This window comes from Paeniglutamicibacter sp. ZC-3 (genome assembly GCF_025847175.2).
Lineage (GTDB): Bacteria > Actinomycetota > Actinomycetes > Actinomycetales > Micrococcaceae > Paeniglutamicibacter > Paeniglutamicibacter sulfureus.
In genome coordinates this window covers 57,329-70,564 of record NZ_JAOYTG010000005.1, presented here as the reverse complement: position 1 = coordinate 70,564, position 13,236 = coordinate 57,329, and the positions used below count along the sequence as shown (strand labels likewise).

At 64.3% G+C, this 13,236-nt stretch carries 14 protein-coding genes; 8 read left to right on the top strand and 6 right to left on the bottom strand.

Annotation, left to right across the window (positions count from 1 at the left end; translation table 11 throughout):
* Nucleotides 1–221: 221 nt before the first annotated feature.
* Entirely contained in the window at nucleotides 222–830 is a 609-nt protein-coding gene (locus tag OIU93_RS07735) for an NAD(P)-dependent oxidoreductase (RefSeq protein ID WP_264269511.1), read from the bottom strand.
* A gap of 108 nt (nucleotides 831–938) precedes the next feature.
* Here OIU93_RS07735 and OIU93_RS07730 point away from each other — a divergent pair, with 108 nt between their 5' ends.
* The 3 genes from OIU93_RS07730 (at nucleotide 939) to OIU93_RS07720 (ending at nucleotide 3,566) form a co-directional block, all read left to right on the top strand.
* Nucleotides 939–1,328 (top strand): helix-turn-helix domain-containing protein, encoded by a 390-nt coding sequence (locus OIU93_RS07730; RefSeq protein WP_264269510.1) that lies wholly within the window; start codon nucleotides 939–941, stop codon nucleotides 1,326–1,328.
* Between the two features lie 104 nt (nucleotides 1,329–1,432).
* On the top strand, nucleotides 1,433–1,885 hold the full coding sequence (locus OIU93_RS07725) for a DUF4383 domain-containing protein (protein ID WP_264269509.1): 453 nt from the start codon (nucleotides 1,433–1,435) through the stop codon (nucleotides 1,883–1,885).
* A 211-nt stretch (nucleotides 1,886–2,096) separates the two neighbouring features.
* Nucleotides 2,097–3,566 carry an L-lactate permease gene (locus OIU93_RS07720; RefSeq protein ID WP_264269508.1) on the top strand — a complete coding sequence of 490 codons (1,470 nt, stop codon included), beginning with the start codon at nucleotides 2,097–2,099 and terminating at the stop codon, nucleotides 3,564–3,566.
* A 49-nt stretch (nucleotides 3,567–3,615) separates the two neighbouring features.
* On the opposite strand, the gene OIU93_RS07715 is transcribed toward OIU93_RS07720, so the two are convergent.
* The 4 genes from OIU93_RS07715 to OIU93_RS07700 all read right to left on the bottom strand — a co-directional run bounded on the left by OIU93_RS07715 (nucleotide 3,616) and on the right by OIU93_RS07700 (nucleotide 6,656).
* Nucleotides 3,616–3,912: a DUF503 domain-containing protein gene (locus OIU93_RS07715; protein ID WP_264269507.1), complete on the bottom strand. Its 297-nt coding sequence runs from the start codon at nucleotides 3,910–3,912 to the stop codon at nucleotides 3,616–3,618.
* 76 nt (nucleotides 3,913–3,988) lie between these two features.
* Nucleotides 3,989–5,242: a PLP-dependent aminotransferase family protein gene (locus OIU93_RS07710; protein WP_264269506.1), complete on the bottom strand. Its 1,254-nt coding sequence runs from the start codon at nucleotides 5,240–5,242 to the stop codon at nucleotides 3,989–3,991.
* Nucleotides 5,243–5,310: 68 nt separating this feature from the next.
* Nucleotides 5,311–5,691, bottom strand: coding sequence for a GerMN domain-containing protein (locus OIU93_RS07705; RefSeq protein ID WP_264269505.1), 381 nt, complete (start codon nucleotides 5,689–5,691; stop codon nucleotides 5,311–5,313).
* Nucleotides 5,692–6,254: 563 nt separating this feature from the next.
* The gene (locus OIU93_RS07700; RefSeq protein ID WP_264269504.1) at nucleotides 6,255–6,656 is read right to left on the bottom strand and encodes a helix-turn-helix domain-containing protein; all 402 of its coding nucleotides are present in this window, start codon (nucleotides 6,654–6,656) and stop codon (nucleotides 6,255–6,257) included.
* 356 nt (nucleotides 6,657–7,012) lie between these two features.
* Here OIU93_RS07700 and OIU93_RS07695 point away from each other — a divergent pair, with 356 nt between their 5' ends.
* The 4 genes from OIU93_RS07695 to OIU93_RS07680 all read left to right on the top strand — a co-directional run bounded on the left by OIU93_RS07695 (nucleotide 7,013) and on the right by OIU93_RS07680 (nucleotide 10,486).
* A complete protein-coding gene (locus OIU93_RS07695) occupies nucleotides 7,013–8,188 on the top strand; it encodes an NADP-dependent malic enzyme (protein WP_264269503.1) in 1,176 nt (391 codons plus the stop codon).
* Nucleotides 8,189–8,410: 222 nt separating this feature from the next.
* Nucleotides 8,411–9,211 carry a Gmad2 immunoglobulin-like domain-containing protein gene (locus OIU93_RS07690; RefSeq protein WP_264269502.1) on the top strand — a complete coding sequence of 267 codons (801 nt, stop codon included), beginning with the start codon at nucleotides 8,411–8,413 and terminating at the stop codon, nucleotides 9,209–9,211.
* A 353-nt stretch (nucleotides 9,212–9,564) separates the two neighbouring features.
* Complete coding sequence (locus tag OIU93_RS07685) at nucleotides 9,565–10,038, top strand: DUF4262 domain-containing protein (protein ID WP_264269501.1); 474 nt, start codon at nucleotides 9,565–9,567, stop codon at nucleotides 10,036–10,038.
* Nucleotides 10,039–10,042: 4 nt separating this feature from the next.
* Nucleotides 10,043–10,486: a hypothetical protein gene (locus tag OIU93_RS07680; RefSeq protein WP_264269500.1), complete on the top strand. Its 444-nt coding sequence runs from the start codon at nucleotides 10,043–10,045 to the stop codon at nucleotides 10,484–10,486.
* 111 nt (nucleotides 10,487–10,597) lie between these two features.
* Here the strand turns inward: OIU93_RS07680 and cycA are convergent, their stop codons facing one another.
* Complete coding sequence (gene cycA, locus OIU93_RS07675) at nucleotides 10,598–12,073, bottom strand: D-serine/D-alanine/glycine transporter (protein WP_264269499.1); 1,476 nt, start codon at nucleotides 12,071–12,073, stop codon at nucleotides 10,598–10,600.
* 205 nt (nucleotides 12,074–12,278) lie between these two features.
* Between cycA and OIU93_RS07670 the strand changes: the two genes are divergently transcribed.
* The gene (locus OIU93_RS07670) at nucleotides 12,279–13,124 is read left to right on the top strand and encodes a CoA ester lyase (RefSeq protein WP_264269498.1); all 846 of its coding nucleotides are present in this window, start codon (nucleotides 12,279–12,281) and stop codon (nucleotides 13,122–13,124) included.
* The last annotated feature ends 112 nt before the right edge of the window (nucleotides 13,125–13,236 follow it).

Below are 13,236 nucleotides of genomic sequence, written 5' to 3'. Positions count from 1 at the left end.
GGCGGATGGCGGCGGGAGCGCGGGCAGCTAGGTACCGCCATCCACCTTAGTCCGCGACGCGGACATGGCGCAGGGCTGTGTGGGCGAGTTCATAGCCGATTCCCGGCACCGACGTCTGGAGGTTAATTGCCGACGGGTGCGGGGGAACCGGTATTCCCGGTCCCACCACACCCGTTGTAACGCGGGGATGAATCCCGCGCGACGGCGTCGCGGTAAGGCCTTTAGGCGCTTGCCACCGTGAAACGGCGGTGTTGGTGCTTGGGATCCTCGAGCTCGTCCAGGGCGGCAACGGCGAAGTCCCCGGTGCTGACCTTGTCTCCGGCGGGGGAGTCGTTGCCCAGGACGATGGCTCCGGTCGGCTCGCCCGGGGCGATCACCGGTGCCGGTGCCAGCATGGTCCAGTCCAGGCCGGAAGCCGAGGTGTAGAAGTCAAGGACCTCGCCCATGGTGCGGGCCTCGGGCATATATTCCTCGGGGAAGCCCGGGATATTGAACAGGCGCACGCCGTCGACCTCGGTCGCGCCCGCCCCGCCAACGATGAAGACGCGGGCCGGGACGAGGGTCTCGGAGATTTCCTCGTGTGCGTCGACGAAAGGCTGGTGGGACTCACCGGTGCGCGACGGCGGAATCGAGAAGACGACTACGTCATTCTCGGTGGCCAGGGCACGGTAGGCCGCCATGTCGCCCAGTTCGGCGGTGGCCACGTTGGCGGCTCCCTGGACTTCGCGTCCGCTGCGCGACACGGCGGTGACCTCGTGGCCACGCTTGGCTGCCTCGGCAACGATCTGGCTGCCGACCATTCCGGTGGCTCCGTAAACGGCAATCTTCATGGGCTGTTCCCTTCTCTCTGGTGGTGCGGGCCATGCCGGCCCGGACAGTTGCATGACGTCTATGGTATCCAATTGATATCGAGTACCTCAACGTAATATGGTTACCTAATGGATACTGATCAGCGGGCCTTCGATGTCATGAGCCCGGACTGCCCCTCGCGCTCGATCATGCAGCGCATGGGGGACAAGTGGACGCCGCTGGTGTTCCTGGCCCTGGAATCGGGGCCGCGCCGATTTTCGCAGCTACGGCAGGACATTGGCGGTGTCACACCCAAGGTTCTCACCCAAACCCTGCGCTCCCTAGAACGTGACGGGTTGTTGACCCGGACCATTTACCCCGAGGTGCCGCCACGGGTGGAATACGAACTCACCGCACTTGGTGCCACCTTGCTGGGCCCCCTTGCCGTCGTGCGGGCATGGTCCCAGGACCATGCCGAGAAAATCATCCGGGCACGAAACGACTACGACGACCTCCATGAGGCACCGGTTCCTTCCTGAAAACTTTTTTGTGTTTCGGGCAATCCGTCGGCACGGCGGTTCCGAATTCCTATTGTCAGCAACGCAGAGGCGTTGAAAAACGACAGGAAACCAAGGAGCCCATCATGGCCTCGACACACATCACCACCCGCCCCTCCCTTCTCCAGTACGTGGCGTTGGCCGTCGGCGCTGTATTCCTGCTGGTAGGCATCCTGGGTTTCATCCCCGGCATCACCAGCAACACCGAACACCTTGGAATGGCCGGACACCACTCGGGCTCAATGTTGCTGGGCATCTTCCAGGTCTCGGTCCTGCACAACGTCGTCCACCTGCTCTTCGGCGTCCTCGGCCTCACGCTGTGGCGCAGTGCGGCCAAGGCAAAGACCTTCCTCGTTGTCGGCGGAATCATCTATCTGGTGCTGGGTTTCTATGGCGTCTTCATCGACCAGTCCAGTGCCGCGAACTTTGTCCCAGTCAACACCGCTGACAACATCCTGCACTTCGCATTGGGCGTTGGCATGGCCGGACTCGGCCTGGCCCTGGGCAAGAACCCGATCCCGGCCCGACGCACCGCCTGAGCCTGCCCCTACTTCCCCACTGAATCCGATCCCGGGACCCGCCGTACGCTCACCATGTGAAGCGTGCGGCGGTTCTCGTTTGCCATGACCTTATGGGGGGCTGCCGCCGCAACCAACTCGTTGTTTCGGGGTCGGAGCGGTATGGTCAATCGCAGCAGAACATGCCGCGTGAACCCCCAGGGGGCGGCGCCCCGACCAAAGGAACCGCCGCATGCTGGCACTGGCTGCCGCCTCCCCGATCGTGGTGGCCATGGGCTTGTTCCTGGCCCGGACGAAGGCCACCACCATGGCCATCTACTCATTGCTCACCGGCGTGCTTGCGGCAGTCTTCTTCTTCCCCACGCCGCCCGCTGAACTCATGCGGGCAGGGGCCATGTTCGGGCCCACGATCCTCGAGGTGCTGCTGATCCTCTTTGGCGGCGTGCTGCTCTCGCGCATCACTTCAGAAACCGGTGCCATGGACAGGATCTCCGGCTGGCTGCGGCAAAGCGCCTCGAACCAGCAAGCCGGGACGGTGCTGGTGGTTTTTGGGCTGGTTCCCTTCGCCGAGTCGGTCACGGGCTTTGGCATTGGCGTCACCGTGGGCGTCCCGTTGTTGATCCAACTGGGACATTCGGTGAAGCACTCCGCGATCCTGAGCCTGCTCGGTTTGGTTGCCGTTCCCTGGGGAGCGCTGGGTCCCGGCACCCTGGTGGCAGCCGAGTTGGCCGGGCTCACGCTGTTCGACGTGGGTGTCCGTTCGGCGCTGTTGACCCTGCCGGTGGTACTGGGTGCGGGAATCACCGCATGGCTGGTGCTGCGCGGCGAATCGACCAGGCCCGGGCGGTTGCTGGCGCACCTGATGGGCGCCGCGGTGCTGCTCAACGCCGGCATCCTGGTCGCCAACCTGCTCATGGGCACCCCGCCGGCGGGCATCGCCGGCTCCCTGCTGGTGCTGGCGGCGCACCTGGTGGCCTTCAGGATCGGAGGGTCGCTGGTTCCGGCCGGGCGCGCGGTCCGGGTGGCATTGTTGCCCTATGCGGTGCTCACTCTTGGCTTGCTTGCTGCCCGCGCGTTGAGTTCGCCGATGGAAGCCTCCCTGCTCAAGCGCGCCATCACCAGCGGCGGCGTCTGGCTGGTGGTGGCATGCCTGGTCGCCCAATATGGGTCAGCCTCCCTGGGCGGCGGAACCTCCGGCCTGCGCGCACGCGCTGCCCTGGCCTACCGCAGTTGGATTCCCGTGGGGATAGCCACCGGCGGATTCACCATCCTGGGTGCACTGCTCGCGGCCACCGGAATGGGCAGGGAGCTGGGTGCGGCGCTGGCCGGAATCGGTGCCGGATATCTGGTGCTGGGGCCGGTCGTCAACGGCTTGGCCGGATTCATTTCCGGATCCAATACCGCGGCAAATTCCATGCTGGCCGCAACCCAGGCGCAAGCGGCGGCAAGCATGGGATCCTCGGTCCTGCAGATCGTCGCGGTATCCAATGTCACCGCTTCGATGGCCACCATGCTCGCGCCCTCGCGCATCCTGTTGGCCTACGAGATGGCAGTCGTACCCGCGGCAGCGGCCACGGGCCCCGCCCCTGAACCGGCACCGCCGAGCGAGGGCGAGGTCACCGCATGGATTGCCCCGCGTCTGGGCATCCTCCTGGCCGTTGTCTGCACCCTGTTGGGCGTGGTCACCTGGGTGATCCACTAGCGATTTCCTCCAGACCGGCCGACAGCCAAGCGGTGGGTGAACGACGCTGCTACTCGTCCTCGGAGGAATCCAGGCGACGGCGCGCGCTGAGCAGTTGAACTTCAGGGCGGGCCGCGACCAGGCGCTCGATGCCGTCGAGCACCTCAATCACGTGCACGGCGTCCGCCGCGACGAGTCCCGCGGCCACCCCTGCGCGCCGGTGAAGGTCATGTCCGCCGGTCTCCGCGACGGAGACCTCGAAGCGGCGCCTGATCTCGCTGAGTATCGGGCGCACGACGGCACGCTTCTGCTTGAGCGAATGCACATCTCCCAGTAAGAGATCGAACTCGATCCATCCAAACCACATGGTTACATCATGCGCCTTCCGGCAGGAGCCGTGAATCCCTCCGCGCGGGAGTTCCACCGCGCTGGTGCGGCAGTTCCTAGCGGACGCCGTTTTCGGCGATGGCCTCGGCCAGCACCGGGGCCAGGCGCTTGACGCCCTCGCGGATCTTGTCCTCGGGCACCGCGCTGAAGGCCAGACGCAACCGGTGGCTGGGGGCGTCGTGGGGGCTGAAGGCGGCACCGGGAATGAAGACGACCCCTGCCTCGATCCCCTTGGACAGAAGTGGGTAGGTGTCGATTCCTTCCGGCAACGTGACCCAGATGAAGAACCCACCCTCGGGCCGGGTGTACCCAACACCTTCGGGCATGTACTCGTCCAGGGCCTGAAGCATCGCCTCACAGCGCCCTGCGTAGAGTTCCCGGTAGGTCTGGATTTGCCCGCGCCAGTCATGCTCCGAGAGGTACTTGCTGATCAGCATCTGGTTGAACGTTGCGGGGCAGAGCGTGACGGCCTCGGCGGCCAGATAGAAGCGACGGAAGAGGTGCGTGGGAACCACCGCCCAGCCGATCCGCAGGCCGGGTGCCAGGATCTTGGAAAACGAGCCCATGTAGATCACGTGGTCCGGGTGGTAGGCGCGCAGCGGCTTGATCGGTTCCCCGGAATAGCGCAACATGCCGTACGGGTTGTCCTCCAGGACGAGGATGTTCTCGGCGATGCAGATCTCGGCGATCTCGGCCCGGCGCTCGGCAGCCAGGGTGATGCCGGAGGGATTGTTGAAGTTGGGGATCGTGTAGAGGAACTTGATCCGTGCCCCCTCGCTGCGCAGCTCGTCGATGCGCTGGCGCAGGGCCGAGGGAATCAGTCCGTGTTCGTCGGTGGCAACGGGTTCGGCGCGCACCTGGTAGGCCTCGAAGGTGTTCAGGGCGCCGACATATGTGGGATCCTCGCACAGCACCGTGTCCCCGGGATTGCAGAAGACCTTGCAGGCGACATCCTGTGCGGCCTGTGACCCGGTGGTGACCACAATGTTATTTGGGTCGACCCCGGTGATCCCTTCCTCGGCCATGACCTCGCAGATCTGCAGGCGCAGTTCCTCGGTGCCCTGGCCGCTGCCGTACTGCAACGCTGTCATGCCCTGGGTCGCGATCAGCTCGGAGGCCATCGCACCGAGCTTTTCCAGGGGCAGCGACTGCAGGTAGGGGTTGCCGCCCGCCAGCGAGACCAAGGTGGGGTCCAGGGAGAGTTCGAAGACGTCGCGGACCGCGGATTGCTTGATGTGCGATGCGCGCTCCGAGAAGAGTGATTCGTGCGCGGCCGCACGGGTCATCGCGATTTCGGTTTCACTGCCCATGCCAGGTTCTGTAGTTGAGGTCACACCGGCACTTTATCAACACTTGTTGCCTATAAGTCAACACCGGGCTATTTCAGGCTAAGGCTTTCACCGATATCAACGCCATCGATGAGGATCCGGGCTTCTTCAGTCCCGGCGGCAACCATGGCGGTGTGGGTGAGCTGGGCAATGATGCGCGGATCGTCGCAAATGCCGCCGGAGCTGAGCTCTCCGGTGAGCTCCACCGTGACGATGCCCTCCGACACCGTGGACGAGACGTAGTACAGGTCCGAACCCGCGAGCGCATTCATCAGGCCCGACTGGCCGAGCTCGATTTCCTTGTTCTCAAGCAAGCCGCTCATGGCCGCCTCCACCTGGCTGGCATAGATCACCGGACCCGTTTCGGTGGCAACGATGCTGTCGCCGCAACCAATCATGGGACCTGCCTTGCCCTGGTCACTGACCGCCACGTAGAAAATCCTCAATGAGGAGGTCGTCGTCTCCGGCAGCGCTGTGGCGGACGGGGACTCCGGGGCGGGAGTTTCAGCCGGCGGGGGACTTCCAACCGAGGATCCGGTGGCGCTCGCCGAATCGGAGGGCTTTGGCGGCAGCGTTGCCGGGGTCGGGATGCTGCTCGGTGCGGCAGCGGCGGACGGAACCTCGCTGGGGATCGCGGAACCGTTGGCAGACGGTGACGGTGACGGTGTCGGTGTTTGTGTCTGCGTTGGAAACGGTGCCGGCATCGGTGTCGGCACGCTTGACGGAACACTTGACGGCGGGGCGGAGATCGAGGGGGCTTTGGACTCAGACGTCCCTGTCCCGGTTGTTGGTGGCGCCGGTGCCGGACCGCCGGTGCAACCCGAGAGCGCCAGAACCATTCCGGCACCCGCAAGACCGCCCAGCAAGAGGCGCATCAAACGATTCCGGAACACGGCTTCCCACTCCTTCAAGCACCTTCATCCGCCATTGCGGCCACTTCCAACATACGAAGGTCTTGCCCGCCGAATCCAGCACGGTGGAGTTGCGGTTGGGCCTATTCCGGGGTATCGGTCGGCGCTTCGGTGCGGTTGTCGAGCCAGGCCTGCACCGCGGCGGGACGGATCCTGCGGTGCGTGCCGCGGTACTCGACGGGAATGATTCCCGAATCGGTAAGTTTGCGCAGGTAACTAGCCGAAACGCCTGCCATTTTCGCCGCTTGCGAGGTGTTCAATAACGATTCGACGGTACTCACACTCACTTCGTCGCCGAGCGCCATGCGTTGGAGCACCTCGATGAGTGCCGCATGGGCGACATCCGGCAATTGCAACGTGGTGCCATTGACAAAAATGGTGGTGTCCGCTGATTCTTCCAGGGCCGCCGCGAGCCTTGCCGCGGCCTTCTTTTCCAGGGCGGGGAAGGCCCTGACCTTGCTCAATGACGGTGTTGGAGACGACATGCTTCCATCATGCATGATGCCGCACAAAAGTGCCGGTCGGACGCGCGTCGCTGATGTGGGTCCGCATGCCGGATCCGCTGTTCCCCGGCGGCCTGCCGGTGGCGATTGTTTCACGATGGTTGCGCCAAGCGGTGGCACGAGAGCGTCGAAGTGCAGTAGTGTGTGGACCACGGTCTAAAGAAAGTACTGACCAGTGCGCATCGTCTGAGCCCCCACCCCGGGCCGGCAGACGCACAGCGAGGCTAAGCAGTAGGTGATCACCACGTCGACGTGGGATCGGCCGAAACTTACGACATCTACGATCATCGAATCGATTCCTCGCTCCGACACATTTCAGAACTTTCAAGGAGTCTTCCATGTCCATTGACACCTCTCTTAACGCCGCCGCCTCCATCACCGAGGCCGATATCTTCGACGCCCACATCGGCGGCAAGCTCACGGTCCAGTCCAAGATGCCGCTGGCCACCAAGCGGGACCTCTCCATCGCCTACACCCCCGGTGTGGCCCAGGTTTCCCGTGCCATTGCCGCGGACCCTGCCATGCATGCGACCCACACCTGGGCTTCGCGCCTGGTCGTGGTGGTCTCCGACGGAACCGCCGTGCTGGGATTGGGCGACATCGGAGCCGCTGCCTCGCTGCCGGTCATGGAGGGCAAGAGCGCGCTCTTCAAGGAATTCGGCGGCCTCGACTCCATCCCGTTGGTGTTGAACACCACCAACGTCGACGAAATCATCGAAACCTTGGTTCGCCTGCGCCCCAGCTTTGGCGCCGTGAACCTTGAGGACATCTCCGCCCCGCGCTGCTTCGAACTCGAAGAGCGCCTCATCGAGGCCCTTGACTGCCCGGTCATGCACGATGACCAGCACGGCACCGCCGTGGTCGTCCTGGCGTCCCTGCTCAACGCGGCAAAGGTTGCAGGCAAGGAACTGGGCCAGATGCGCGCCGTCATCTCCGGTGCAGGCGCCGCGGGCATCGCCATCGCCGAGATCCTCATCAACGTCGGCCTGGGCGATGTGGTGCTCGTCGATTCCAGGGGCATCATCCACCGCGACCGCGACGACCTGAACGCCATCAAGGCCAAGTACGCGGCCATCACCAACAAGGACGGCCTGATCGGCGGCATCCGCGAGGCGCTCGACGGAGCGGACCTGGTCGTTGGCGTTTCCTCCTCCAAGTTCGTGGAAGAGGACCTGGCCGGCATGAATGACGATGCGATCATCTTCGCACTGTCCAACCCGGACCCGGAGGTCATGCCCGACGTTGCCGCCAAGTACGCAGCCGTGGTCGCCACCGGACGGTCGGATTTCCCGAACCAGATCAACAACGTGCTGGCCTTCCCTGGCATCTTCCGCGGTGCACTGGATGCCGGCGCCCGCCGCATCACCTCCGAAATGAAGATCGCCGCGGCCCACGCCATCGCCGAACTGGCGCAGGACAAGCTCTCCGCCGACTACATCGTGCCCTCGCCGCTTGACCCCCGCGTCATGCCGGCAGTTGCCGCCGCCGTAGCCGAGGCCTCGAAGGGCCAGTAGCACTTCGGATCCATCCAACGGCTCCGGTTCGTCCATCCCCCCGGGTGGACAGAACCGGAGCCGTTTGGCGTCCGGCCTCTCCACGCCCGACGAGTACCGTTTCGACAGCTGCGCCGCCCGTTTCCTTCGTCCCGTGCGGGATCGTTGGATGCAATGGAAACGTCACCGAAAAGCGGCCTCCCCGGTCTCGTTTCGGCGCCGGGCGCGCTGTTACAGTGCCTCATGAGCCAGAACCCAGCACCGTCCGGCCGTGGCCGCAAGATCGTAGTCGCGCTTCTCGTGGTGGCACTGGCGGCCGCACTGGCCTGGGTGGCGATCCTGCTGATGCAGCCCGCGGACGGCCCTGGCGAAGACGGTCCGGGAACGACGGCCTCGCCGGGGACCAGTGCGCCGGCAAGCCCCTCCGCCACCCCCTCGCCAACGTCGAGTGCCTCGGATGTACCCAGTGCCGCGCCGTCATTGCCCGCAGCCGAGGCTGCGATGGTCGTCTGGCCGGATCCGGGAGGCACGCTGCGCTACGCGGCGCCGGAAGAAGCCGCCGCCGGATTCGCCGAGGAATTGGCGGGCTTCACCGACCCGGTCTACGGGGACTTCATGCAGGGCGATTCGCGCTCGGGTGAATTGGAGGTCCGCGCCATATCGGACGGCGCCGTGACCACCGTCCTGTTGCGCCAGCTCACCGACGGCAATTGGTACGCCATCGGGGCGATGAGCAGCGAGATCGTTCTGGATTTACCCAAGGCTAGCGACCCGATCACCTCTCCCGTGGCCCTGTCCGGGTCCTCGCGCGCATTCGAGGGGACAGTGGAGGTCGTGGTCCGATCCCACGGTGGCGCCGAGGCACTCGGGACCGGGATCGTGACGGGCGGAGCCGGGCCCGACTTGGGGCCTTTCAGCGGGAGCATCCAGTGGGACAACCCAGGCTCCGGCGGCGGCGTGCTGCTGCTGTTCGAGACCAGCGCCAAGGACGGCAGCATCTGGACGGCCGCCGCGGTCCCGGTCGGGTTCGCGGCGCAGCAATAACCCCGTGGGTTCACGGCAGATCGGCAGGGAGCCCGGCACGCTGCGGGACAAGATCTCCGGACGGGACCGCCTGCCCGCACCCCCATGTGCGGCCTATCGCGGGGCCTTCGGGCCCCACGGCATTGCGCGTAGGCAGGATATCGTGCAGGTCGGGTCCTCACCTTCCTTTTGAGAACCACCGGCTCCGGCGACGAGACGGCGGATTCGAGCCCGTGCCCCGGGTGTCGGACCCGCCGTCCTTTCTCGTCTCGGACGTTATCCACAATTCCCACCCGGCGCCCCACCGCACGACGGGAACGGCGAACACTGGGAGATGTCAGCAACACGTGGGGACGAACCAAGGAGCGGGAATCATGTGCCTCGAATGCGATGGGTGGACGGCCGACGAGGTGCGGCAAAGCATCGACAACCTGATCGATCAATACGGGTGGGCCGTTCAATATGTGGAAGACCCCAATCTGCGCCGAAGTTTCGGCTACACCGTCGGACTCACGAAACTGGGTGAGTCGGAATTCCTGGTCCGCGGCCTCGACATGGCCGAAACCAACCGGTTACTCAACGGTTTCGCAACGTCGGTGACCCGGCGCCATGAACACTTCGACAACGGCCACACGGCCGATGGGCCCGACGGACGGAAGCTGTATTTCTCCACCATGCACGGGGCCACCAAGTTCGCCCTGGGTGCCTACTCTCGTTACGGGCACGGAACACGGGTGCTGGAAATCCATTTCATGGATCGCGAGGTGCCGCCGTCGACTCCCGCACTGATGTTCAAGTCGGTGTCGGCCCCGGTCGGCCACGGACCTGTCACGGGCCGAAAGCGTTAAGGACATGCTGTTTGGACCGGCTTCGGATCCCGCAAGCCTGGAGTTTCTGCGGCCGATTCGCGAGCTGATTTGCCAAGAGGGCTACGCCGTCGTCAACGACACCGACTCCGAGCACAGACAGGAAGTCTGCTACTCGGTTGGACTGACTGACAAAGGCTTGCCCGAGCTCATCGCAGGGATGGAAGACTTCACCGAATTTCCACAGGGGTCCCCGGGCATGCTGCACCATCTGGCCCGCATGTTGCTGGCGCGGGGCGGCAGCTATGGGGAAGGTGACATCTTTGAATTCCACGGGCAGTGGGTACGACTGGTGCCCGAGACCCTCTACAAGGCGCAGTGCGACGTGAACCTCGGGCTGTACGGCCCAAAGTTCTCCTTGCTGCAGGTCGCTCCCTGTTCCCCGAACCCTACGGAACGGAAAAAAGTCCAACCGGTTTGCCTCAACTGACTCCAGGGCCGCGGGGGGCCTGGAATGACTCCCCGTCAATGCGAAAGGCGGCGGATGCGACCACCCGTAAATCGGGTCATCGCATCCGCCGCTTCGTTGGGGTGGGGGTTGCTAGGCGCGCAGGCGGGCCCTGCGTGCTGCGTGTTCGGCCGCGACCTTGGCATCGTGCTCGGCGCGGATTGCCGCGTGCTCCGGGTTGCGGCGAACCATCAGGTATCCGAGGCCCAGTGCTACGAACCAGATCGGGGTGAAGACCAGAGCCATCAGCGTGTCGGGCTGGGTGGTCAGGGCCCAGATGATGAAGCCGAAGAAAGCAAGCACCACATAGGGCATGAACAATCCGCCGGGCATCTTGAACTTGCTGGCCTCATTCAGCTCCGGGCGGCGACGGCGGTAGACGATGTAGCTGATCAAGATGATCGACCATACGAACATGAAGCACAGCGCCGAGATCGTGGTGACCAAGGTGAAGGCCTCGGCCACCGAACCCTCCGCATAGAGCAGGGCCACGCCGGCGAGCAGGAACATGCAGGAGAAGATCAATGCGTTCTTCGGAACCTTGCGGCTCGAGAGCTTTCCGAAGACCTTGGGTGCATCGCCCTCGCGAGCCAGCCCGTAAACCATGCGTGACGTGGAATATATGCCCGAGTTCGCGCTGGAAGTCGCCGAGGTGAGCACGACGAAGTTGATTACGCCTGCGGCACCGACCAAGCCAGCCAAGGCGAACATTCCCACGAAGGGTGACTCATCGGCGGAGTAGCTGGTCCACGGACGGACAGCCATGAGAATGACCAAAGCACCGACGTAGAAGAGCAGCACGCGGATCGGGATGGAGTTCACTGCGCGGGGCAGGTTCCGTTCCGGGTCCTTGGTCTCGGCGGCAGCGGTGCCGACCAATTCGATGCCGACGAAGGCGAACACGGCGATCTGGAAGCCTGCAACAAAGCCCATGAAGCCGGTCGGGAACATCCCGCCGTGTTCCCACAGGTTCGTGAAGGAGGCGCGTGCGCCATCCGTTTCGAAGCTCATGATGATCATGACCAGGCCGACGACGATCAGGGCCATGATGGCGATGATCTTGATCAGCGCGAACCAGAACTCGGTCTCGCCAAAGGCCCGGACAGTGGGAAGGTTCAATGCGAGCAAGACCAGGATGCAGAGGATGGCCGGAATCCACAGTGCCAGGTCGGGCCACCAGAATGCGACATAGTGGGCAATGGCCACCACGTCTGCGATGCCGGTGACAATCCAACAGAACCAGTACGTCCAGCCGGTGAAGAAAGAAGCCCATGGACCCAGGAGGTCACCGGCGAAGTCCCCGAAGTTCTTGTACTTCAGGTTGCTCAGCAGCAGCTCGCCCATGGCGCGCATGACGAAGAAGAGCATGAAGCCGATAACCATGTAAACGAAAATGACCGATGGGCCGGCCACCGAGATCGTCTTGCCCGAACCCATGAACAGGCCCGTGCCGATGGCACCGCCAATGGCCATGAGTTGGATGTGGCGGTTTGAGAGGGCCCGTTCCAGTGGCGGATTGCCGTCGGTGGACTCTTCGCCCGGTGCTTTGTCGAGCGTTTTTTCAGTCATGGTGCGGACTATCCTTGTGGAGATTGGTGTTGCCTGTGACGGCCAGTACAGAGCCTCAAAAACCCTACTGCAATTCCCGCAACCGGCGAAAATGGGGGTCGAGTTAATCACACCGTTGACGCATTTGCCGATCATTGGCGACTTTGCGTGCCTGCTGCACGACGCGCGTTGGTACCTTGGCACGCGAAGTCGGTAGGCTGGAGGCATGGCATTCCGTAACCGTCGCGCAGCTAACCTTCCGGCAAAACTTTCCCGCTCTTGGCTGCTAGTCAACGCCTCGAAGCCCGAGGACTTCGGCCCGGCGCTCGCGTCCGAGGCCGATTCGGTCATCTTCGACATGGAAGCCGCCGTTCCGGACGACAAGAAGGATGCCGCACGCGAAGCCGTGGTCGAGGCACTGTCCACCGGGATGACGGCCTGGGTGCGCGTCAACGGAATCGACACCGACTTCTGGGCCAAGGACCTGGCCGACCTGTCCAAGGCCCCGGGCCTGCGCGGGGTCATGCTGGCCATGACCGAAAAGCCCGAGCAGGTCACCTACACGGCCATGCGCCTGCAGGCAGGCACCCCGGTGCTAGCCCTTGTTGAATCCGCGCTCGGCATCGAGAACGCCACCGCGATCGCCTCGGCCCCCGGTACTTTCCGCCTGGCCTTCGGCGTGAACGATTTCCGCAAGGACACCGGCGTTTCCGGAGACCCGTTGGCCCTGGCCTACGCCCGCGGCAAGCTTGTGGTGGCATCGCGCGTGGGCAAGCTCCCCGGCGCCATCGACGGGCCTCCTGCACCGGGTGCGGATGCCGCCGAAGTCTTGGCCGACTCCGCGATCACCGCATCGATGGGCATGACCGGCAAGCTGGCGCTCTCGCGCACCCAGGTCGATGAGATCAACCGGGGTCTTTCGCCCAGCACCGACGAGCTGTCCTGGGCACACGACATGCTTGACGCCCACGCGGCCGGCGCCACGGTGGGCGATGGTTCTTACCTGCCGCGTCTGGCACGTGCACAGAAGATCGCCGACCTGGCCGACTCCTACGGATTGTGGAACGCCTAAGACCTCCGGTTGCCCGCGGGTGACCATGGCCCGGCAGGTGCGTTTCACGACGCACCTGCCGGGCTTTTCCATTTGTGCCATGCCTTGTGCCGACAGCCCTTGCCCCCTTGCA

What these genes read in the sequence shown, in the direction of transcription:
- OIU93_RS07670 (WP_264269498.1), top strand. Translation starts at nt 12,279, where the DNA reads ATGGCATTCCGTAACCGTCGCGCAGCTAACCTTCCGGCAAAACTTTCC.
- OIU93_RS07735 (WP_264269511.1), bottom strand. Translation starts at nt 830, where the DNA reads ATGAAGATTGCCGTTTACGGAGCCACCGGAATGGTCGGCAGCCAGATC.
- OIU93_RS07715 (WP_264269507.1), bottom strand. Translation starts at nt 3,912, where the DNA reads ATGTGGTTTGGATGGATCGAGTTCGATCTCTTACTGGGAGATGTGCAT.
- OIU93_RS07690 (WP_264269502.1), top strand. Translation starts at nt 8,411, where the DNA reads ATGAGCCAGAACCCAGCACCGTCCGGCCGTGGCCGCAAGATCGTAGTC.
- cycA (WP_264269499.1), bottom strand. Translation starts at nt 12,073, where the DNA reads ATGACTGAAAAAACGCTCGACAAAGCACCGGGCGAAGAGTCCACCGAC.
- OIU93_RS07685 (WP_264269501.1), top strand. Translation starts at nt 9,565, where the DNA reads ATGTGCCTCGAATGCGATGGGTGGACGGCCGACGAGGTGCGGCAAAGC.
- OIU93_RS07700 (WP_264269504.1), bottom strand. Translation starts at nt 6,656, where the DNA reads ATGTCGTCTCCAACACCGTCATTGAGCAAGGTCAGGGCCTTCCCCGCC.
- OIU93_RS07710 (WP_264269506.1), bottom strand. Translation starts at nt 5,242, where the DNA reads ATGGGCAGTGAAACCGAAATCGCGATGACCCGTGCGGCCGCGCACGAA.
- OIU93_RS07680 (WP_264269500.1), top strand. Translation starts at nt 10,043, where the DNA reads ATGCTGTTTGGACCGGCTTCGGATCCCGCAAGCCTGGAGTTTCTGCGG.
- OIU93_RS07695 (WP_264269503.1), top strand. Translation starts at nt 7,013, where the DNA reads ATGTCCATTGACACCTCTCTTAACGCCGCCGCCTCCATCACCGAGGCC.
- OIU93_RS07730 (WP_264269510.1), top strand. Translation starts at nt 939, where the DNA reads ATGGATACTGATCAGCGGGCCTTCGATGTCATGAGCCCGGACTGCCCC.
- OIU93_RS07720 (WP_264269508.1), top strand. Translation starts at nt 2,097, where the DNA reads ATGCTGGCACTGGCTGCCGCCTCCCCGATCGTGGTGGCCATGGGCTTG.
- OIU93_RS07725 (WP_264269509.1), top strand. Translation starts at nt 1,433, where the DNA reads ATGGCCTCGACACACATCACCACCCGCCCCTCCCTTCTCCAGTACGTG.